We start from the raw sequence: 20,792 nt of genomic DNA on the forward strand, positions 1-20,792 counted from the left end.
AAATTCATTTAAACATGAGTTTCATCATATTTCAAGAAATAATAACAGGAAATAGAAAATAGTTAAATTCTGAAATATTGTATTACATAAAATAAGACTTCCTTTTTACATGTCTGAATAATAATAATCGTGTACTAATGTAGTTTATAATCTGCAAAAACGAAAAAGGACCTCGGCAATTTTTTACCGAAATCCTTTCATTATCATTAGGAACCTTTGTTTTCTTTAATCCAATTACTCACTTTTGTTAAGACACGATCAACGTCATCTGCTTTTGACAAGGAAGGCAAATTGACAAGTAATGACTCTTTTGGAGGTTTGACAGCTTCACCTTTTTTCTGAAGGATAAATATACTTTTAGCTGCTTGTTCATTTTTGAATAAATTCAATGGTAAATGTAATAAACCTTGAATAATTGCGTACTTCTTCAAAAAGTCATGTAACTTTGGTGCTTGTGGACTTTCAAACAGACCGTTAGGAATTAATAAGAACAGAAATCCGCCCTCTTTTACATGTTTAAAGCTTTGTTCTATAAATAAGTGATGGGCATAAGCATGACCTTCATCAGCTTTAAGCTCATAATCTTGCGCGCGTAAATCGTTTGGATAATAGCCAACTGGTAAATCACTTACAACCACATCTACTTCATTGATGAATAATGGCTCTAAGCTATCTTGATTGTAGAAGCGGATAGGATGCTCCTGCCAGTTCGCATTCACATAAGCAAGTTTAATCAAGAGATCATCAATTTCCACACCTGTTGCTTCTACCACTTTACCAGATTGTGCATTCATCACTGTTGTGATGAGGTTACCGGTTCCAACCGCTGGATCTAATAAGGAGAAAGAAGATTGATCAATAAACTTATTAACTAAATACCCCATTAACAATCCAATAGAGTCTGGTGTCATTTGATGGTTAGGTTGAACATTTTCTTTCATGCCTTTAAGAATAGCCAGTTGAAATCCCTTTCTTAAATCTTCTTTTTCAAATTTACTTATATGAAAGGATTCATAACTTTTCTCAAGTCGCTTGGTTGTCAGTTCGCTTAGTTCCTCTTGAAGTATTGCTCCTTGAAAGACATTTTCTCCCGTTTCTGCTAATGCCTCAAGATATGTAACATTTAATTCTTCCTTCAATAACTCCGCCGTTTCATTTAATAATGTAAACACTTCTTCCACCGGCAAAACTTTCATTGTTCATCATCGCTCCCGTTCCTATACTATATCTCCTTATTGTACCTAGCTTTATAACCATTCACAAGTAATGAAGTTTATTTCATATATTCTAACAAATTGATTTTAATAAAAAACGAAGGAAAACATTTCTATACTTGCGCTAATTTTGACTATCTATAAGGGATAGTATGCTCTACTAGAGAGGAGGCTGTGGTAAATGAAACATGTCATGTAGAGCTTTTTACAGTGGGAGAGCTGCAAAGCGACAACTGATAGAACAACGAAATGGTGAGAGGAGATTGTACTAAAAAGCACAAGCAACTTCTGAAAATGATTCAGAAACTGCTCGTGCTTTATCATTTTATCCTACTTATTTTGCTGATTTTGCTGCTTCAATTGCCGCTTCGTAGTTTGGATGATCTGTTCCTTCTCCAACATATTCTACATAAACCACTTGGTCATTAGAATCTACAACAAATACCGAACGAGCTAACAAACGAAGCTCTTGCATTACAACACCATACGCTTCACCAAAAGATAAATCTCTATGATCTGAAAGAGTTTGCACATTTTCTAATCCGGAAGCAGCACACCAGCGTTTTTGAGCAAATGGAAGGTCTACACTAACGGTTAATACCTCTACATTATCTAGTCCAGATGCTTCTTCATTAAACTTTCTTGTTTGTGCATCACAAACGCCTGTATCAACTGAAGGAACCACACTAATTAAACGGATTTTCCCTTTTGTATTAGCTAGAGTAACTTCAGATAAATCATTGGCTAAGACAGAGAACTGAGGCGCCTGATCCCCAACTTTCACTTCACTTCCTAGCAGTGTAACAGGATTCCCTTTAAATGTAACTGATGCCATCATAACTTCCTCCTTTATTTATAAGTATGTACGTTTAAATGATAGCTTTTCAGAATCTTTTTTGCAATTGAAATGAATCCAATGAAAAAAAGACAGGCACAAAAAAATCCGAACGATTCAAACCTCCTACAGTCGAATTTGAATATTGTTCAGATTTTTAATTGAAACATATTAGATTAAAAGTCTAAATTATTTTTCTCTTGATGATCTTTCTCATTTGATGATTCTTCTTTTTGGTCCTTTTTATTAAATAAATGTTGGATTTTATCTACTGCTTGAGGTGCTAAATCTAAGATTTTTTCGTATAGATGAGTGCTCTCATCTAAATGAACCATTTTTACTTCATGAGAGTTAACGATAAGAAATGCGATTGGTGTGATAGAAACACCTCCACCGCTACCTCCACCAAAAGGATGACCCTTTGATTCACCATTATTGCTATCTTTTTTGCTTGCATCCATCATAAACTCCGAGCCTCCAGCAGCAAAACCAAAGCCCACTTTTGAAACTGTAATAATTACACTGCCATCGGGTGTTTCTACTGGGTCACCAATTATCGTATTTACATCTACCATTTCTTTCAGGTTTTCCATTGCAGTTGTCATCAAGCCTTGTATTGGATGATCAGACATTCTCAATCGCCCCTTCTCATCTAGTATGTTTTAGGTTTATCACCTGATAAAACAGAAAGCTGACTTGTCTTAAAATGAGCTTTGCCACCTTTCCAAAATTTAATCAGTTTAAATCCTGCAAGCATAGCATGCCCGATACGAAATTGAATCATACATATAAAAGAGGTTTGGGCAACCGCAAATTGAAACTGTGGAGAAATAGCAATATCCGGTCTTGTCTTTAATTTCATATAATGGCTTAACACACCAATTATACTGCCTTTCACAGACCAAAACCCACCCGTTAAGACACCCGTTAACGCTGCATTACCTACACCAATAACTGTATGCCAACGCAGCTGACGAACAATGACCTTACTCATGAAATGACGAATAATATGATACAGAGAAACAACATGCTTTAAGAGCTCATCCATATCCTTAAAGCTATTTAACAAATCTTCTGCAGTAATATTCTTCGAGTCCTCTTTCGTCTCTCCTCCTGATGCTGTTTTTTCTTCCTTTATTTTAATTTCAGCATTTTGCGGATCAACTTCCATCAAAGGTATATCAATTGTATACTTGAGCCATTTCCAAAATTTTAACTTTATACTAAGGTGACTTTGTTTATCATAATGATAAAAGTGAACAGTAATGGAGAGTTTTGAAAATAATATAACTAAAATAAGAAGTAAAAATAAGAGAATAAGACCAGCAATTATGATGAACCAAACCATATGAGCACCCCTGCCTTTCAAGCAATTAGTATGGTCATTTTCACCTTTTGTTAAACTTTAAATCCAATTAATATGGGTTATCATATAAATTTTTTCAAAATAGCATTTCTTAACTTCTAATCTTGGATAAGAAAAAATGATTCTACATCAATCTCATACACTGATTCTTTTGCATAATAAAAAAGCCATCCCTTACAGGAATGACTTTTTTATGCCTAGCTATTCAATTATCTCTCATGGACAACTGTTGTATCAGCAAATAGGTCATGTATGCCCTTCTTTTTTGGATGAAAGGCAACGACAAGGTAAGGAAGCATCATCACTGTACCTGAAATGAAGCGACCAATCCACTCTCTAAAAAGAATCGTTCCCCATGAAAGCTTGCCTCCGTCTATTTGTATGACTCTTAAACCGAATACCATTTTTCCTAGAGTTTGCCCGAGGTATTTCGTCATAAGAACAAAATACAAATAGAAGGTCAACGCGGTTGCAATGGCGACAGCAGAAAAGTAAGATGAATTATTTAAAGAAACATCTAACGCTCTAAAAACAGGGTAAATAAGGATACCATTAATGCTACCAATAATTAGCCAATCTAATAAATACGCCCAAAATCTCATCCAAAACCCCGCTAACCGATATTCTTCAGTCATTGTTATCAATTGCCCAGGTTGTTCGGAAAGCACCGCTTCTTCAGAACCTTCTTGTTGGAACAATTCCTTATCTTTTGGTTCGTCTTGATTATGCATCCTAAAGCGCCTCCTTTCTATTCAGCATATAAATACATTAGGCGTGGGGAATTCGGCTGTGTAAGAAGCTTCATTACACCTTCCATTTGCAGATCATTCCCAGCAACTTTATTTGCTGCTACACTAAGAAGTGAGCCAAAACCAACATTATCGCTATATTGAATAACAGCAGCGTCTTCTAAGCCCACATCGTTTTTCATCTCATTAATGACATCTTCTGCATAGCCTAACCCGTCAATCAATTGATTATCTAATGCTTGGCGACCATCATAGATACGACCATCTGCTAGTTCACGGACTTGATTTTCTGACATCTCTCGCCCAGAAGCAATCACTTCTACGAATCCTTGATAAGCATTATCAATCATATCTTGTAAAATATTTTGTTCTTCTTTAGTCATTTCTCTCGTTTGACTCATAATATCTTTAAATTCGCCACTTTTAATTGTATTAAATTCAATGCCTATCTTATCTGCAAGCTCAGTAATGTTTACCCCTTGCATGATGACACCTAATGAACCTGTCATTGTATCTGCACTAGCGAAGATTTTTTCCGCCGGAGCTGAAATATAATACCCACCAGACGCGGCCATAGAACCCATAGAAATATACACAGGTTTATTCGCCTCTTCTTGAATTTCAACAATTTTATCGTGAATTTGCGCACTTTCAACAACGCCCCCACCTGGTGTATTCACTTTAATTACAACACCTTTAACAGTGGTATCATCTTTCACATGGTTTAATAATTTCATAAAACGATTGTGGTTATATGTAGAAGTTGCTAATAATGAGCCACTCTCACCCGTATCCTGAATCGTCCCATTTAAATTTAATACAGCAATTTTATTTAAAGAGTCTCCTGTTTCGATCATTTCTTCAGTAAAAGAATCTTCGCCTGTGGCCATCAAGTTTGAAAAGGTATCTTCAAAATTTGTTGACGCCACGTTAGACATGAAATTAATTCCTACCGAAAAGACAAATAAAACAGCAGCAATTCCCAAGGCAGCCCATCTCTTTGCTGTCATTCCATCATTCCTCCTTTGAATTATACATCATCTTCCCATAGAATAAGAATGAGAAGAGTAGGTTATCTCTTCTTATGATAGCAAAAAATGTCACTTCTTCAAATCATAAGCACCTTTATTCATTCTATCTTTCCAACACATTTTTTATGAAACATTAAAGGAGGTTTTTTTCATGCATCAACGACTTTTATATTTCTACCATAAACAAGACGCCGAAACACTTGTAATTGTTGAAAACTTAAAACAACAAGCAACCCATCATGGATTTACTATAGTAACAGATCCGAGAGATGCGACCATTATTGTTAGTATTGGAGAAGATGGGGCTTTCTTACAAGCAGTAAGGAAAACGGGATTTCGTGATGATTGTCTATACGCTGGAATTTCGACACATGGGCCATTAGGTATTTACTGTGACTTCCAATTAAATGAGCCTTCGAAAATGCTAGAAGCAGCACAAAATGAAAATATAGAAGTACGTAAATACCCCACAATCCAAGTTACAGTTGATGGTGAAACCTCGTTTCAGTGTTTAAATGAATTCTCCATCCGTTCTAGTATTATCAAAACATTAGTGATGGAAATCTATATTGATGGTCAATTATTTGAAACATTCCGTGGAGATGGAATGATTGTTTCCACTCCTACTGGTAGTACCGCTTATAATAAATCTGTCAACGGTGCGATCGTAGACCCCATGCTACCTTGTCTACAAGTAAGCGAACTTGCCTCTTTAAATAATAATAAATATCGCACACTAGGTTCTTCATTTATTTTAGGAGAGCAAAGAACCTTAACATTAAAGATTACACACGAGGGAAATGATCACCCTATCATGGGGATGGATAATGAAGCGTTAAGTATCCAGCATGTAGATGAAATAAAAATTACCTTAAGTCCGCACAGTATAAAAACCGTTAAGCTAAAAGACAACTCCTTTTGGGAAAAAGTGAAGAGAACCTTTTTATAAAGAATTGTCAGGACAACAAACAAACGCTATGTAATAAGTGTTTGAACCGAATGGTAATATCGAAAAGAAAAGCCGTTGAAATTTTAAGATCATAAAATTTCAACGGCTTTATTCTAAATGGTATATCCAATAGTTAAAGTTGAAGATCCACCAACTTAAATGACCTTCATTTAAGAAAACTGCCGATACCGGATAAGATATTAGACAAAGGTGATATCAGCCGAATCTTCACATTCCTACTTGTTTTCCTCTGGCTATTTTACTTTCCCATAATAAAACCCATTTTGTACGGGATAGAGAATAGATACTCAGCGAAATCCATATAAACAAAAAGGATAAAAAATGTGCTTTGGAGAAATATTCACCATATACAAACACACCTAAAATAAGCATGATTGTTGGCGCAATGTATTGTAAAAAACCTACCATTGAGAGAGGTATTCTTTGGACCCCGTTAGCAAAAAGCAGTAAAGGTACGGCTGTTGCTACTCCAGCACCTATCAACAATAAATCTAAACCGACATTTTCATGAAACAGCATCTGTCGTTGCTGCACAAACAAACTACCCATATATAGTAAAGCAATGGGTGTAATGACCATCGTTTCAAGTGTAAGACCAATGGCTGCATCTACTTTCACCATTTTTTTCGCTAACCCATACAGTGCGAAGGTTAAAGCAAGTAAAAAGGAAATCCAAGGAAATGAACCATACGAAACTGTTAAGATAATCACACCAATGGCTGCTAGGGCAAAAGAAACATATTGAGAAACAGATAACCGCTCTTTAAATACGACCATCCCTAGTAGGACACTAATCAACGGATTAATATAGTATCCCATACTTGTTTCAATGATTTGTCCATTATTTACAGCCCATATAAAGATAAACCAATTCGCACTTACTAATAGAGAAGCTATAATTAATCCGTACAACTGCTTCTTTGTTTGCCATAGTCCTTTTACAACAGTCATAAAAGCACGCAATTTACCTAATAATAGCAATAGAATCAGCATGAAAAAAAAGCTCCAAATGACTCGGTTAGCAAGTGTTTCTCCAGCACTAACCCCACCTATCAACTTCCAATAAATCGGCAGTATTCCCCATAACACATACGATAAACCTGCATAAATTACACCTTGCTTAACATCTTGCGCCATTTCCCATCCTCAATTCTTTCTATTATCGAAATAAAATGTATTATACGCCTAAAAGAATGGAATAGACAATAGTTTTTCAACTTTTTGTATAAACAATTTCCTCTGCCACCACAGTCATTTCTATAGAGACGTTGGGAATTTCTTGCACAGGAATGTTAAAGATATCTTCTTTTAAAATCGTAAAATCCGCTACAAACCCCTCTACAATCATCCCACGTTCATGCTCATGACTACATGCATAAGCACTTCCTCTCGTGTATAACCATACCGCCTCAAAAGGTGAAAGTGTTTGGTTAATATCATAAACGGTTTCATTCGGATCATTCACATTTGTTCTAGTAACTGCTGCATGTATACCTAGCAAAGGGCTTAGTGGTTCAATAGGTGCATCCGATCCACCTGCACATATTACACCCTCTTGCATGAGTGTACGCCAAGCATAACACCATTTCATATACGCTTCTCCAACTCGTTCAATTACCCAAGGAAAGTCAGATGAAACAAAGCTCGGTTGAATATCAAGAACTAATGGTTGTTTTTTCGCTCGCTCAATCAGTTCCTCCGTTAATATTTGCGCATGGATGATTCGATCTCTATCTTTAGTATGTTGTGGATGTGCCTCTATTGCAGTTAAGGCCATTTCGAATGCTTGATCGCCAATCGCATGTATGGCAACAGGCATAGAATACGAACGAGCTTTCTCTACTAAGTTATTTAGTTCTTCTTGCGTAAATATCGCTACTCCACTTGTTTCCTTATCATCTGCATATGGATGACTTAATAAGGCAGTTCTTCCGCCAAGTGCTCCATCTGCAAATATTTTCATCGCACCAAATTCAATAAATGGATGAGGAGAAACCACCTTCGCTTGCTGTTCATCGACCACCTCGTGATGAACGAGTAAGTGCGCTCTAAACGGAAGATTGCTCTCTTTTATCACCTTTTTAAAAGTTTGATAGGTCTGTTCAAACCCACCGTAATAATTCAGGTCTTCTGTATGTCCCCCTGTAAGACCTAATCGGTGTGCATCACGAATAGCGGCATTCATAGCCTTCATCATATAAGCATCAGTTACTGACGGTATCACAGTTGTAATCAGTTCTTGTGCTTGATCCTTTAATAACCCATTCGGTTGTCCATCCTCATCTTTTTCAATTACACCACCTGAGGGACAGACTGTCTTTTTTGAAATGCCTGCAAGCGCCATTGCCATTGTGTTCACACTAATCGCATGCCTACACACTCGTTTAAGCATAACAGGGTGATCATTTACCCATCTGTCTATATCACTAGCAACGATAGGTTCTGCTTCATCCCAGAGATTCTCATTCCAACCCTCTCCAATAATCCACTCCCCAGGGTTGGCATCTTCACTATATTCTTTTATAGCTTGTAAGCTCGCTTCTTTTGAAGTGAATTGCGATAAATCAAGGCGAATAAGTTTTTCCCCATGACCAATTAAGTGCATATGACTATCAACAAAGCCTGGAAGCATTACTCTACCTTTTAAATCCACTAATTTTGTCAATTCATGCTGATAGAGCTGTCTCAACTCAGCTTCATTCCCTGTTGCAATAATTCGCCCTTTTCTTGTAAAAACAGCTTCAACATAATCATTTACTGCTTGCATTGTATACACTTTTCCGCCAAACCAAAGTGTTCCCATTCCATTTGACTCCTTTTATTATTTTTCTTCAGTATAACAAAAAAAGCACATTCTTCTATATCACTCCATATAAAAAAGACAGAAGATTATTATTTTCTTCTGTCTTTTATATTTAGTTTGCTGTCGTTTTTGAAGCCTCTTGTTTTCGTAACTCTCTTCTCATAATTTTTCCTGAAGTTGTTTTTGGTAAATCGCTGACAAATTCAATTTTTCGTGGATATTTATAAGGTGCCGTGAGCTCTTTTACATGATGTTGTAAACTTGGAATTAAATTAGCATCATTTTCATCGACGTCGTCTTTTAAAACGATAAAGGCTTTAACTATCAAACCTCTTACTTCATCTGGACTACCTACAACTGCACACTCTTTGACGGATGGATGCTTCACGAGGGCATCTTCAACTTCAAATGGCCCAATGGTATAACCAGAGCTAATGATAATATCATCACCTCGTCCTTCAAACCAGAAATACCCATCTTTATCCATTTTAGCTTTATCTCCTGTAATATAGTAATCCCCACGGAATTGCATGGAAGTTCTTTCTGGATCTTTATAATAATTCTTAAATAGTGCTGGCGTATCAACATGAACAGCAATATCCCCTACTTCACCCACTGAACATGGTTGGCCGTCTTCATTAATGATCTCTACTCTGTTCCCTGGCGTTGGTTTTCCCATTGAACCTGGTCTTAACCCCATACCTTTTGTGACACCTACAAGCAATGTATTTTCCGTCTGTCCATAACCGTCTCTTACTTCAAGCCCAAAATGCTTTTCAAAAATATCAATAACTTCTCGGTTCAAAGGTTCTCCTGCTGAAACAGCACTATGAAGCTTTGATAAATTATATTGACCAATACGGTCTACTTTTGCCATTAAACGATATTCTGTCGGTGTACAGCAAAGCACATTCACTTCATAATCCTGTAAGAGCTGTAAATATTTTTTCGGTTCAAACTTTCCGTTATAAACAAACCCTGTTGCGCCTGATCCTAATACGGAAAGAAATGGGCTCCATATCCATTTTTGCCAACCTGGACCTGCAGTTGCCCATACAGTATCCCCTTCCTCAATACCAAGCCAATGTGTAGCTGCAGTTCTTAAATGAGCAAATGCCCACCCATGGGTATGAACGACACCCTTTGGATTGCCAGTTGTTCCCGAAGTATACGAAAGAAAAGCCATATCATCTTTCTTCGTTTCTACTATTTTAAACGACTCATTTGCACTTTCCATTTCTTCATCTAAAGAAATCCACCCTTGCGCTTTTCCTCCAATAATGAATTTTGGAAGATTTTCCGCTTCTTTTATCTCGTTGAATTCAGATACATAAGGTGCATAACTAATAATTGCTTTGACATCACCATGATTAATACGATATTTTAAGTCTTTAGTTTTTAACATTTCTGAGCTAGGGATGACAACCATTCCTGCTTTAAGCGCAGCTAAATATGTTTGATAAGCTTCTACAAGACGAGGGATGATTACCAGAACAACATCGCCTTTTTCTAAGCCTTTATCCACGAAAACGTTTCCAATTCTGTTCGCTTTGTTCATTAATTGCTTATATGTAATTTCCTTTTTCTCCCCCTGCTCATCTTCCCATTGAATCGCCAGTTTATCACTATTTTGCGCATAGTGCTCAACCTCTGAGACTAAGTTATAAACCTCGGGTGCTAATAAATCCTCTCGTTTCATCCAAAAATCTCTCCTTTTTCTCAAGATCTATGCGGAATTCAAGATGTCACTAATAATTATACTAAATTATTTAAATAATTAAAATAATTTATCTTTCTCTATCTCAATAGTTAGTTAATAAACACTCACTTCCCCTCTCTGAAACATAGGTATATTTTCCTTTTCAGCACTATCTTTCTTTTTTAAATTCTCTTAATTACCCATATCTGAATCTAAATTAAATTTATCAAATACAAAAAGACCGAGCTATATTCTCATCTCTTGAATGGAATAATTGCTCGGATTCTTCGTACATTATGTTTGTTTAAGATAATAAATTGATGCTCGTAATGATAATCGGCATAGCAAAGACATCTATAAGAAAAGCCCCTACAATTGGTACAATTAAAAACGCTTTTGGGGATGGTCCATATTTCTCAGTAATGGCAGACATATTCGCCATCGCGTTTGGTGTTGCCCCAAGACCGTGACCTGTAAAACCACCGACCATTACAGCAGCATCGTAATCTTTTCCAAATAGCTTAAATAGAACAAAGATAGAGAACAATACGATAAAGACCACTTGAATAAATACAATGAATAGCATCGGAAGAGCAAGATCAGCAATTTCCCATAGTTTAATGCTCATCAGCGCCATTGAGAGGAATATACCTAATGTAATATCACCAATGAAATTGATTGATTTCATATCAATGATGCGTCCATTTACTTTATCGACAATATTTCTTACGATTACAGCAACAAACATTGCGCCAACATAGCTTGGTAATACAAAACCTGTTGCATCGGAGAATAACTCTCCTAATAATGATCCAACCGTCATACAAAAAGTAATAATGAGAACTTGAACCATAAAATGATTAGTAGAAGTTGGTGAATGATCTTTTTCCTCTTCTAATGTTGGAGCAATTTCACTGGCTGAATCACTTGATTGTTTAGGTGTTAATTTGTATTTATTTATTAAATACTTAACTGTCGGCCCCCCAACTAAACCACCAGCTATTAAACCAAACGTAGCAGCAGCTAATCCAGTGGATAGTGCAGACTCTATTCCTAATTCCTCAATGGTTCCGCCAAATGCCGTTGCAGCACCATGTCCACCTTCCATAGAAACTGCCCCCATCATAACACCTAGTAACGGTTCCAGACCAAGAGCGGTTGCTAGAGAAATACCAATTGCACTCTGACACAAGGCAAGTACGCCACAGGCAATCCAGTAGAAGATAAGTAGCTTGCCACCTAGCTTCACTAATTTAAAACTAGCCCCTAAACCAACCGTTGTAAAAAAGGTAAGCATAAAAATGCTTTGTAGTGATGTATCTAATTCAATGTTCATTAGCCCTGTTTGTTTTAAAATTAAAATAAGTAGAGCAAATAATAATCCGCCGACAACTGGTGCAGGTATACAATAACGATTTAACCATGTCACCTTTTTTATTAATATGCTACCGATTAACAAAAGGGCAACAGCAAGAAACAATGTTGAAATTGAATCTAAAGTGATGTTCATCTCTTTGTCCTCCTGTGAAATGCGCTGATTGCTTCACTCACTAATTGAGCTGCAACTGCTGCTGTTTGTCCATCTCTGTCTAATGAAGGATTAACTTCGGATATATCAAATGAAATCGTCTTATCATTATTTGTAACCAATCGAACGAGTTCCCTTACCTCAAATGGAGTTAAGCCAAATGGAGATGGTGCACTTACACCTGGTGCGTAGGCAGAATTAACTGCATCCATGCACAGTGTTAACAAGCACACATCACATTCTTTAATAAAATTATTTATTACTTGTTTTGTTTGATTTAAACCTTCCGCATGAATGGTTTCTTCTAAAATATAGGTTACACCCAGTTTGGAGGCAGTCTCGAAAAGAGAAGCAGTGTTCCCTTGTTTTTGTATACCAAGGCATAAATAATTTGCATTTTCGTCTTGATCTAATATTTGTTTAAACATCGTACCCGATGACGGCGCTTCATCATATGATCGCAAATCAAAATGTGCGTCAATATTAATGATACCTAGTTTCTTTTGTTTACCTATCGACTTCCTAACACCTAAATAATGACCGTAAAGTGTCTCATGACCACCGCCTAATATGATAGGTGTAGATTTTTTATTAAGAATTATGCTAACAAAATCCCCTAATTCTACTTGTGCTTCTTCCAACTGCTCACTATCACAAGCCACATTACCAAAATCATAAATATTGGTATCAACATCATATGGAAAAGGTAATTTAGCAACTGCTTTTTTTATGGCATTTGGTCCCTCTTTCGCTCCTAGTCTACCGTTGTTTCTTCTTACTCCTTCTTCACTTTCGAAACCTATAAGTCCATAGCTAGATATTTGCGTTTTACCACTCGGCGTGAGAAGGTTTTCCATTTTAATAACCTGATGGTATCTAAAACTCTTCCGATCTTCTAAAGAGTCTATTCTGCCTATCCATTGATCTTTCCTTCCTTGACTGTACATTGCGAACTCCCTCATTTTTATTAAATTTCTGAACTTTTTGATTAGATTCATTTAAAACGTTTCGTATAAAAAAAGTATATAAAGAGTTATGCTATAATGACCAATACCAAATATATATATATCTATAGCTTTTAACTATAAGCAGGTGAAAAAATGGAAATAAGGAAATTAAAGTATTTTATTACGGTAGCTGATGAACAGAGTTTTTCTAAGGCAGCACAAATTTTACATATATCACAGCCATCATTAAGTAATGCCATTATGAAATTGGAAAATGATTTAAAGATGGAGCTATTTAAACGAGATACAAGAAGCATTTATTTGACAGATATCGGAAAGGTTTTTTATCAAAGAGCTCTACATATAGTAAGACAATTCGAACATTTCCAACTAGAAGTTGCAGAAATGGCCGAAACCGGTGATGGTCATATTAATATAGGCATAATTGAATCTGCCAAGTTTTGGCTATTCAAAGTCATAAAGGAATTTAAAAATACCTATCCTGATATACACTTTCAATTCAATGAAGTACTTGGCCAAAAAGAAGTTATTTCTTCCATATTGGAAGGCGATGTTCATTTTACGATTACCAATCAGCCTATGCATAATCAATTAATTACTTCACACCCGCTTTATCATGAGCCTTTTATGTTAGCAGTTTACGAAACACACCCACTTGCTCGTAAAACTTCTGTAGAGCTCACTGATATTGCTAATCAGGCTTTTATTATTAGCCGTGAGGGGTTCCAAACGAGAGGAGATGTGCTGCAAGCTTTTATGAAGGAACAGCTTTATCCAAAAATTGAGTATGAAATCGAGCGCTTAGAAACTGCTTGTAAAATGGTTGAAGAAGGTTTAGGCGTGACTATTTTGCCTAAAAGCTATTTAGATTATAATCCTACACCTCATATTATTGGCTTGCCAATCACTTCTATTTTTCTTAATAGAACTGTTTACCTTGCTTATTTGAAAGACAGATCAATGACGCCTGCCATTCAAAAACTTTTAAGCAAAATACGTCAATTTGAAGTTTTTTAAATATAAAAAAGGGCGAAGTGATTACTCCGCCCTTTTGTAGCCATCATATTAAATTATTTTTGGTAACCACCTAATTGTTGTTCAGCCATTTGAACTAAACGTTTAGTGATTTCTCCACCAACTGAACCGTTAGCACGAGAAGTAGTTTCTCCACCAAGGTTTACACCAAATTCAGTTGCGATTTCGTATTTCATTTGATCAAGAGCTTGTTGTACACCAGGTACTACAAGATTATTTGAGCTGTTGTTTGCCATGTGATTTCACCTCCTTGTGAGTATAGAATGTGTAGAATCACATGGCACTATGCAATAAATATTTGGTAATTGTTGCATTTATATTTCCTTTTGTAATCTTTTTGTAATAAAGACCGTTTAAAAAAGATCTTCCATCTCTTTTTCTATGTTTGAATTCGGCATAATAACAAGTTTTTCGGTATTTTCAACTGCTTTTTGAATATACGGCTCGAAGTCTGTATAGCTTTCAAAATGTTGAACCTTTTCAAGCTTCGGCTTCGTTTTAGGTGAAGAAGGTACAAATACAGTACAACAATCCTCAAATGGACGAATAGAAATATCGTGCGTATCAATAGTTTGGGCTATATCGATTATATCCGCTTTATCCATCATAATCAGAGGTCTTAAAATGGGTGTGCTAACCACCTCATTAATAGCATACATACTTTCCATCGTCTGACTGGCAACTTGCCCAAGACTCTCACCAGTAATAATGGATAATCCTTGATATTTTTCTCGAAGCGCGTCTGTTATTCTAAGCATTAACCTTCTTGTCGTTGTCATTGTATAGTTATCAGGAATTTGTTTCTGTATCAGCTGTTGTATTTCAGTAAAAGGAACAATATGAAGCGCCACGCCACCATTAATTCGAGAAAGCTTTTCCGCAAGATCAATGACTTTTTGTTTTGATCTTTCACTTGTAAATGGAGGGCTATAAAAATGAACAGCCTCGACTTCAATTCCTCTTTTCATGGATAAATATCCTGCAACAGGGCTATCAATCCCACCAGATAACATGAGCATACCTTTCCCACTTGAACCAGCTGGTAAGCCAACAGCTCCTTTAATATTCTCACATGAAATATAGCTTGCTTCTTTTCTCACTTCAATGACTAAGTTTATACTTGGTTTTTTCACATCAACTGAGATAGAAGGCATATTTGTTAAAATATGTGCACCAAATGCTTGGTTAATACCAAACGTATCTAATGCAAAACTTTTATCTGCTCTTTTCGCTGTGATTTTAAACGTATCGCCTTCTTGATAAACCTTTTGAATTAATTGTAATGCCTTTTCCTTCATTGTATCTAAATCTTTTTCCACCTTCAAAACCGGACTAAAAGACTGGATACCAAAGACACCCTTTAATCTCTCAATAATCTCTTCATGTGGTTGGTCATTAAGCAGAACAAACATGCGATCTCTTTGCCCCTCGACCTTGATTTCAGGAAAATCATGTAGGACTCTCTTTACGCTTTTTCTTAATTTATCTATAAAATTCTTACGATTTCTTCCTTTAGTTGAAATTTCTCCATAACGAATTAATATTCTATCGTATTTCATTAAGCTTTCATTACCTTTCTCAGTTGAAATATAGTGTTTTTCACTTCATGAATAAACTTTTCTACCTCATCAGCCGTTGTATGATAACTTAAACTCACTCTAACGGCACTCAAGGCAATTTCTTCTTTTATACCCATAGCAAGTAATGTACTACTCGCTTGAGCATGTTTAGATGAACAAGCACTCGTGGTAGAAATATAAATATCATTCTCTTCTAAGGCATGAACAAAAACCTCTGACTTAAAGCCTTTAACAGAGAAATTAAGAATATGTGGAGCTGTCTCCTTTATTGGCGTATGGATAATGACATCTTCTATTTCACTTAATGCTATTCTAATTTCATTCATTAAATGAGAAAGTTTAGAGCTAGAGTTGAAATAATCATTTGTCATCCTCAACGCTTTAGCCATCGCGACAATTCCACCTGTATTTTCTGTGCCGCTCCTTAATTCACTTTCTTGGTTACCACCTGCAAGAAGGGGCGTTAAGGATACTCCTTGTCGTAAATATAAAATACCCGAACCCTTTAGGCCATGAAATTTATGGCTTGACATTGTACAAGCATCAATACCAAATTCATATAACTCAAGTGGGACTTTGCCTACTGATTGAACAGCATCGACATGAAAGAAAACCTTAGGATATTCTTTTAATAAAGTTCCAATAGCTTTAATTGGTTGAATGGTACCTATTTCATTATTGACATGCATAACAGAGACAAGAATCGTTTCTTCCTTTATAGCTACTTGTAAATCATCTAGAGAAATTCTTCCATCCCCATCTACAGGTAGATAGGTCACTTCAAATCCGTCTTTTTCTAACTGCTTCATTGTCTCAATAACAGAAGGGTGTTCAATGGTTGTTGTAATTAAATGATTGCCACGATGCTGATATTGTTTAGCAATTCCTTTAATTGCCATATTATTACCTTCCGTACCACCTGAAGTAAACAGTAATTCTTTTTCTTTTACTTTAAGCAATTGTGCTATCTGTCTCCTCGCTTGTTGCAATAGTTTTTCAGCTTTCTCACCAACTCCATGGAGGGATGATGGATTACCAAAAAAGGTAGAAGAAACTTTTACAAACGCATCAATTACTTCTTTATATGGTTGAGTAGTTGCACTATTATCTAGATAAATCATTACGGCTCCTCCTTGAAGAACACTTATGCAATTTTTAATCATAGCATAATTTTCGCTTAGATAGAAATGTTATTTGTATAAAGACGAAATGTAATTTTACTATTTTGTAAAAACAAATTATTACGATACACAATCAAAAAAAATTTTGTGTATTAATACAGGTTTTGCTTTATAATTTTGGGTTTTTAATTTATAATGAAAATAATTGGTTTAAAAAAACTCCGAAAATCTATTCCTTTCAAAGTTTGCCACCGTTATTTCAATATACCCAAAATTACAACATTTTTATAATTCGACACATTTCGTCAAAACCATGGTACTATAGTTTCTGTTGAAAATTTTATAGTGACTATTGACGAGCGACTTAGGGGGTAAATTGTATGAATAATAACACACTTTCGTTCAAACAAATCTTTTCAATAGGTTTAATGCTCTTTGCTCTATTCTTCGGAGCAGGGAATATGATATTTCCACCATTTTTGGGACAAGAAGCTGGTACTTCTGTATGGGTAGCAATTATTGGTTTCCTAATTACTGGTGTCGGACTACCACTCATTGCTGTTATTGCCATTGCAAAATCTGGTGATGTACAAACAATGGCAAACCGAGTTCACCCATTGTATGGATTAATCTTTACTGTGGTAATGTATTTAGTCATTGGTCCACTATTTGCCATTCCTCGTACAGGAACAGTTTCTTATGAGATTGGGATATTGCCGTTTTTATCTGAAAACGCTGCCAATTCAATTTGGCCACTTTTAATATTCTCAATTGTTTTCTTCGCGCTTACGACTTTATTAGCAATGAATCCAGGTAAGCTTGTAGATGTAATCGGTAACATTCTAACGCCACTGCTATTAATTATTCTAGCTGTAATTGTAATAAAAGCGATTATCTCACCAATAGGAGACCCTCAAGCTCCAACAGGCGCTTATGTAGATAGTGCCTTCTTTAAAGGATTTATTGAAGGGTACTTGACAATGGATACGATCGCTGCTCTAGTATTTGGTATTATCGTTATCGGTTCAATCAAAGGCTTTGGTGTTACAAAAAAAGCTTCAATTACAAAAATTTGTATCGCCGCTGGACTTATTGCCGCAGCTGGTCTAGCTATTATTTATGTATCACTTGCTTATATTGGTTCTACATCTCCAAGTACATTAGGTGTACAACCAAATGGTGGTGCGTTATTATCAGTAGCTGCACAATTTTTATTTGGTTCTGCAGGCGGTTATATTCTCGGATTTGCGATCATTTTCGCTTGTTTAACAACATCTGTGGGATTAACCTCATCTTGCGCAACTTACTTTAATAAAATTGTACCAAGTATTTCATATAAAAAGTTCGTTATTATATTCTCCATTTTTAGTATGGCGATTGCAAATGTCGGATTGACACAATTAATTAATTTCTCAGTACCAGTGCTAACATTCCTTTATCCATTAGCTATTGTGCTTATTCTTCTCTCACTAATAAACAATGTATTTAAAGGAGCAGCTATTGTTTATATTTGTGCGCTCATTCCAACAGGAATAATTAGCATAATCGATGGATTAAATGCAGCTGGTCTTGGAAGCGAAGGACTAAATAACACACTTTCTATCTTACCGTTATTTAGTGTAGGTATTGGATGGCTTGTACCTGCTATCATTGGTGCAATTGTTGGTTTTATTATCGCTTTCAATACAAACCCGAAAGAACAGTTACAAACTCAAGAAGATTAAAAAAAGAAATAGTCACTAAGAAAAGCGAAGGAAAAGGGGCCTTCGCTTTTTGTTATATGTTATTCATTTCTTTTGAGCTTTTGGTCAGACGGTCGCACTAAATTAAGGTCGCAAATCACTTATTAACCGAATGAAACAACTATAGCAAGCGAATTCAAACGAAAAAAACTGATGTAACTACATCAGTTTTTTTCCTCTTCATTTATCCAATCCTTAATCTTCTCTAATGCTCCTGGTTCAACTTCTTCAATCGCGGTTGCTGCCAGTTCAAGCGCTGCTTTGTATTCATAATTCCTAAAGGCAAGCTCAGCATTTGTAAATTTTTCCTTTAACCCTAGATGACGACTACGATATCTATTACCATACTGAATGACTTTCTCAGTTAACGAATATGTCTCTATCATATCCTCCGTATATTCAACTGCTTTCTCTACTGATATAAAGGCGATTTCCATATAATCGTTAACAGATGAAATATTTAGTGGCTTTTCTTCAAGTCGTAAGATAACCTCTTTAATCTGATCGTTTGCTTCTTTCATTACAAATTTATATTCTTCTGGTAACCCCGGAATATTACTTTTTGAAACTAAGCGAGCTAGGTCACTAACCTGCTTTTTTAAATCATTAATTTTTTCCCTTGCTACCATTTCGTCTTTACGTAGTGCTTCTAATTTTTCACTAAAACGAGTTTGTTCCTCTTTTATAATATCTAGTTCTTCTTTTACAGCTGTCAATTCTTCTTTTAAAATTGTATGAGGGACTTTTTGTTCCTTGATTTTATCTTCTAATACTTCATACCTTTTGATGGCATTAGTTAATAGCTTCTGAAGTCTTTCCTGTGTATCACTTTCCGTGTCTGGTACATGATATGTATCGGAAATCATTCGCATTTCTTCTATTAAATCCATATGTCTTTCACTGCTATCAATCAAGAGATCTTTCGCCTTGCTTTCTTCTTTAGAAACGAAATGTTTCGCCATTACTTCCTTTTCTAGCTGTTCATATAAACTATCAATTCGTTCCTTAATTTCATCTTGGAGTTCAGAAGCAGCTTTCACGTTTACCTCTTCAACTAACCCAATTATTTTTTTAACTTCTTCTTCTATTTCACTTATATTCTTTTCTACTTGGAGGTGTTCGAGTAGATAACCTTGCTCCTTCATCTCCTCAAATCCATCCTTTAATTCTGCTAACTGATTAGGCAATTTAGTATTTACCTCAACTAATAATACAGGAATTTGATCTACATGATCGTTCATTTCTTCCATCTTTTGATTTAAAGCGAGAACGATTTCCCTTGCCTCAAGATAGTTTCCTTCATTTGTTTTTTGAGTAAATAACTCGAATTCATTATGCATTTCACCTAACCTGTTTTCGAGTTGTTCCCCCGGCTTGCCAAAGGCATGACGTTGTGTTAGTAATCGTTTTTTATAATTGCGATATGTATCTTTTAACGCTTCCATTTCGAGGCGGTTCTTTTCTTCACTTCCCACTAACTCTTTTAGCTCTATTAAAATCTGGTCGATTTGTTCCTCTACTAGGTTCAATTCTGCTTCAATTTTATTTAAGCTTTCCTTAGCTTTATTGAACCGATATTTATCTATGTATTCTTCCGCATCAAATAATGTCGTTTCAACCTCAGGAAGCTGTGATGTGACGATTTCGTCCCAAGCACTTCGCCATTTTTCAAATAATTTTTCCGTTTGACCTGTCATATTTAGTGCCTTCACCTTCGATAATTCATCCAAAACAGGGCGATCCATAATTTCAAGCTTCCATGTCTCTAGTCGATCCACTTCCTTGAAGTATTTCTTCTTAAAAAAATACCCTGTAAAATAAATGCATATGAAAACTATGAGTACACCAATTACATATCCCATCTGTAAAGCCCCCTGTTCTGTTACCGAACCAAATATATACTTTAAATAAATCATTTTCTTGTTCATTTCAATGCTTTTATGATACCATGTAAACGACATTTTTTGACTATTATTTTAAGATTTTATAGAAATAATTGGACAAAAATCGTATAATCAATCTTTTTACATCTTAAATTGACAGTAAAACTTCTATTTCCCTGTAAAGATAACCGAATAATGTTAAATCTACACGTATAAATGATTATTTTTATTTATCTCATATATCGCACTAAATAACAATTATTTCGCT

At 35.6% G+C, this 20,792-nt stretch carries 18 protein-coding genes; 3 read left to right on the plus strand and 15 right to left on the minus strand.

Features of this window, described 5'->3' with window-relative positions:
• Positions 1-206 precede the first annotated feature (206 nt).
• From LG276_RS17535 to sppA, 6 genes are all read right to left on the minus strand, one after another.
• Positions 207-1,196 (minus strand): class I SAM-dependent methyltransferase, encoded by a 990-nt coding sequence (locus LG276_RS17535; RefSeq protein ID WP_224935761.1) that lies wholly within the window; start codon positions 1,194-1,196, stop codon positions 207-209.
• A 352-nt stretch (positions 1,197-1,548) separates the two neighbouring features.
• A complete protein-coding gene (gene tpx / locus LG276_RS17540) occupies positions 1,549-2,049 on the minus strand; it encodes a thiol peroxidase (protein ID WP_095372280.1) in 501 nt (166 codons plus the stop codon).
• Between the two features lie 176 nt (positions 2,050-2,225).
• Positions 2,226-2,681 (minus strand): GerW family sporulation protein, encoded by a 456-nt coding sequence (gene ytfJ / locus LG276_RS17545; protein ID WP_224935760.1) that lies wholly within the window; start codon positions 2,679-2,681, stop codon positions 2,226-2,228.
• Positions 2,682-2,701: 20 nt separating this feature from the next.
• The gene (locus tag LG276_RS17550; RefSeq protein WP_224935759.1) at positions 2,702-3,397 is read right to left on the minus strand and encodes a DUF2953 domain-containing protein; all 696 of its coding nucleotides are present in this window, start codon (positions 3,395-3,397) and stop codon (positions 2,702-2,704) included.
• 227 nt (positions 3,398-3,624) lie between these two features.
• The gene (locus LG276_RS17555) at positions 3,625-4,050 is read right to left on the minus strand and encodes an RDD family protein (protein ID WP_224936189.1); all 426 of its coding nucleotides are present in this window, start codon (positions 4,048-4,050) and stop codon (positions 3,625-3,627) included.
• Between the two features lie 113 nt (positions 4,051-4,163).
• The gene (gene sppA, locus LG276_RS17560; RefSeq protein WP_224935758.1) at positions 4,164-5,174 is read right to left on the minus strand and encodes a signal peptide peptidase SppA; all 1,011 of its coding nucleotides are present in this window, start codon (positions 5,172-5,174) and stop codon (positions 4,164-4,166) included.
• A gap of 172 nt (positions 5,175-5,346) precedes the next feature.
• On the opposite strand from sppA, the gene LG276_RS17565 reads away from it, so the two are divergent.
• Positions 5,347-6,144 carry an NAD kinase gene (locus tag LG276_RS17565; RefSeq protein ID WP_224935757.1) on the plus strand — a complete coding sequence of 266 codons (798 nt, stop codon included), beginning with the start codon at positions 5,347-5,349 and terminating at the stop codon, positions 6,142-6,144.
• Positions 6,145-6,372: 228 nt separating this feature from the next.
• On the opposite strand, the gene rarD is transcribed toward LG276_RS17565, so the two are convergent.
• The 5 genes from rarD to hutG form a co-directional block, all read right to left on the minus strand.
• A complete protein-coding gene (rarD, locus tag LG276_RS17570) occupies positions 6,373-7,302 on the minus strand; it encodes an EamA family transporter RarD (protein WP_224935756.1) in 930 nt (309 codons plus the stop codon).
• 76 nt (positions 7,303-7,378) lie between these two features.
• Positions 7,379-8,968, minus strand: coding sequence for an amidohydrolase (locus LG276_RS17575; RefSeq protein WP_251162570.1), 1,590 nt, complete (start codon positions 8,966-8,968; stop codon positions 7,379-7,381).
• 112 nt (positions 8,969-9,080) lie between these two features.
• Positions 9,081-10,667, minus strand: a complete 1,587-nt coding sequence (mbcS, locus tag LG276_RS17580; RefSeq protein ID WP_224935754.1) for an acyl-CoA synthetase MbcS — start codon at positions 10,665-10,667, stop codon at positions 9,081-9,083.
• 304 nt (positions 10,668-10,971) lie between these two features.
• Positions 10,972-12,177, minus strand: a complete 1,206-nt coding sequence (gltS, locus tag LG276_RS17585; RefSeq protein WP_251162569.1) for a sodium/glutamate symporter — start codon at positions 12,175-12,177, stop codon at positions 10,972-10,974.
• Positions 12,174-13,142 (minus strand): formimidoylglutamase, encoded by a 969-nt coding sequence (gene hutG, locus LG276_RS17590; protein WP_251162568.1) that lies wholly within the window; start codon positions 13,140-13,142, stop codon positions 12,174-12,176. The genes gltS and hutG overlap by 4 nt, the downstream gene beginning before the upstream one ends.
• A gap of 153 nt (positions 13,143-13,295) precedes the next feature.
• Between hutG and LG276_RS17595 the strand changes: the two genes are divergently transcribed.
• Positions 13,296-14,180, plus strand: a complete 885-nt coding sequence (locus LG276_RS17595; RefSeq protein ID WP_251162567.1) for a LysR family transcriptional regulator — start codon at positions 13,296-13,298, stop codon at positions 14,178-14,180.
• A 53-nt stretch (positions 14,181-14,233) separates the two neighbouring features.
• On the opposite strand, the gene LG276_RS17600 is transcribed toward LG276_RS17595, so the two are convergent.
• From LG276_RS17600 to LG276_RS17610, 3 genes are all read right to left on the minus strand, one after another.
• The gene (locus LG276_RS17600; RefSeq protein ID WP_066191274.1) at positions 14,234-14,434 is read right to left on the minus strand and encodes an alpha/beta-type small acid-soluble spore protein; all 201 of its coding nucleotides are present in this window, start codon (positions 14,432-14,434) and stop codon (positions 14,234-14,236) included.
• A 117-nt stretch (positions 14,435-14,551) separates the two neighbouring features.
• Complete coding sequence (gene thiI, locus LG276_RS17605; protein WP_224935750.1) at positions 14,552-15,757, minus strand: tRNA uracil 4-sulfurtransferase ThiI; 1,206 nt, start codon at positions 15,755-15,757, stop codon at positions 14,552-14,554.
• Positions 15,757-16,899 carry a cysteine desulfurase family protein gene (locus tag LG276_RS17610; RefSeq protein ID WP_224935749.1) on the minus strand — a complete coding sequence of 381 codons (1,143 nt, stop codon included), beginning with the start codon at positions 16,897-16,899 and terminating at the stop codon, positions 15,757-15,759. Before LG276_RS17610 ends, thiI begins: the two co-directional genes overlap by 1 nt.
• Positions 16,900-17,279: 380 nt before the next feature.
• On the opposite strand from LG276_RS17610, the gene brnQ reads away from it, so the two are divergent.
• Entirely contained in the window at positions 17,280-18,623 is a 1,344-nt protein-coding gene (gene brnQ, locus LG276_RS17615; protein ID WP_224935748.1) for a branched-chain amino acid transport system II carrier protein, read from the plus strand.
• A 182-nt stretch (positions 18,624-18,805) separates the two neighbouring features.
• On the opposite strand, the gene ezrA is transcribed toward brnQ, so the two are convergent.
• Entirely contained in the window at positions 18,806-20,503 is a 1,698-nt protein-coding gene (ezrA, locus tag LG276_RS17620; protein ID WP_224935747.1) for a septation ring formation regulator EzrA, read from the minus strand.
• Positions 20,504-20,792: the final 289 nt, after the last annotated feature.

Source organism: Cytobacillus kochii, from assembly GCF_044790165.1.
Lineage (GTDB): Bacteria > Bacillota > Bacilli > Bacillales > Cytobacillaceae > Cytobacillus > Cytobacillus kochii.

What these genes read in the sequence shown, in the direction of transcription:
- ytfJ (WP_224935760.1), bottom strand. Translation starts at nt 2,681, where the DNA reads ATGTCTGATCATCCAATACAAGGCTTGATGACAACTGCAATGGAAAAC.
- LG276_RS17535 (WP_224935761.1), bottom strand. Translation starts at nt 1,196, where the DNA reads ATGAAAGTTTTGCCGGTGGAAGAAGTGTTTACATTATTAAATGAAACG.
- LG276_RS17550 (WP_224935759.1), bottom strand. Translation starts at nt 3,397, where the DNA reads ATGGTTTGGTTCATCATAATTGCTGGTCTTATTCTCTTATTTTTACTT.
- LG276_RS17575 (WP_251162570.1), bottom strand. Translation starts at nt 8,968, where the DNA reads ATGGGAACACTTTGGTTTGGCGGAAAAGTGTATACAATGCAAGCAGTA.
- tpx (WP_095372280.1), bottom strand. Translation starts at nt 2,049, where the DNA reads ATGGCATCAGTTACATTTAAAGGGAATCCTGTTACACTGCTAGGAAGT.
- gltS (WP_251162569.1), bottom strand. Translation starts at nt 12,177, where the DNA reads ATGAACATCACTTTAGATTCAATTTCAACATTGTTTCTTGCTGTTGCC.
- mbcS (WP_224935754.1), bottom strand. Translation starts at nt 10,667, where the DNA reads ATGAAACGAGAGGATTTATTAGCACCCGAGGTTTATAACTTAGTCTCA.
- hutG (WP_251162568.1), bottom strand. Translation starts at nt 13,142, where the DNA reads ATGTACAGTCAAGGAAGGAAAGATCAATGGATAGGCAGAATAGACTCT.
- LG276_RS17600 (WP_066191274.1), bottom strand. Translation starts at nt 14,434, where the DNA reads ATGGCAAACAACAGCTCAAATAATCTTGTAGTACCTGGTGTACAACAA.
- LG276_RS17565 (WP_224935757.1), top strand. Translation starts at nt 5,347, where the DNA reads ATGCATCAACGACTTTTATATTTCTACCATAAACAAGACGCCGAAACA.
- ezrA (WP_224935747.1), bottom strand. Translation starts at nt 20,503, where the DNA reads ATGGGATATGTAATTGGTGTACTCATAGTTTTCATATGCATTTATTTT.
- LG276_RS17555 (WP_224936189.1), bottom strand. Translation starts at nt 4,050, where the DNA reads ATGACTGAAGAATATCGGTTAGCGGGGTTTTGGATGAGATTTTGGGCG.
- sppA (WP_224935758.1), bottom strand. Translation starts at nt 5,174, where the DNA reads ATGACAGCAAAGAGATGGGCTGCCTTGGGAATTGCTGCTGTTTTATTT.
- LG276_RS17595 (WP_251162567.1), top strand. Translation starts at nt 13,296, where the DNA reads ATGGAAATAAGGAAATTAAAGTATTTTATTACGGTAGCTGATGAACAG.
- rarD (WP_224935756.1), bottom strand. Translation starts at nt 7,302, where the DNA reads ATGGCGCAAGATGTTAAGCAAGGTGTAATTTATGCAGGTTTATCGTAT.
- thiI (WP_224935750.1), bottom strand. Translation starts at nt 15,757, where the DNA reads ATGAAATACGATAGAATATTAATTCGTTATGGAGAAATTTCAACTAAA.
- brnQ (WP_224935748.1), top strand. Translation starts at nt 17,280, where the DNA reads ATGAATAATAACACACTTTCGTTCAAACAAATCTTTTCAATAGGTTTA.
- LG276_RS17610 (WP_224935749.1), bottom strand. Translation starts at nt 16,899, where the DNA reads ATGATTTATCTAGATAATAGTGCAACTACTCAACCATATAAAGAAGTA.